Genomic DNA, 351 nt, shown 5'->3' with positions numbered 1-351 from the left:
TGTCATGAGTTAGCAGGCTCTGCCTGCTTAGAGTTTTTTGTGCCTAAAAATATGGCTATTAGCTATTAGAACCTGAGATTCTTGGGTAACCAAACGTCATATCGAGGTTATCTTTCTCGTAATTCTTGATCAATTCCCAGAAATCTGCAACTGATAACGCCGCAACTGATTCATGCCAATTGAATTTAAAAAACAAATCTAAGAGAAATTTAATTACTTGATGAACTTTGGCTGTCTGTTCTACAGTATCAAATGTAATCAAAATTTTCTCACACAATGGATCAATCAATTCAATTTCAATACTATCATTTACAAAATTGAATGATACTTCTTGATCTTGATCATTCAAGA

Annotated in this window: 1 protein-coding gene; it reads right to left on the bottom strand. The window is 33.0% G+C overall.

What is annotated here, in order from left to right:
• Window positions 1-58: 58 nt before the first annotated feature.
• A partial coding sequence (locus SPADD19_RS11095) for a hypothetical protein (protein ID WP_061455991.1) occupies window positions 59-351 on the bottom strand: 293 nt, incomplete at its 5' end.

Source organism: Streptococcus parasanguinis, assembly GCF_001578955.1.
Lineage (GTDB): Bacteria > Bacillota > Bacilli > Lactobacillales > Streptococcaceae > Streptococcus > Streptococcus parasanguinis_U.
Note: the sequence above shows the minus strand (reverse complement) of the source record. Positions and strands in the feature narration are given on the sequence as shown.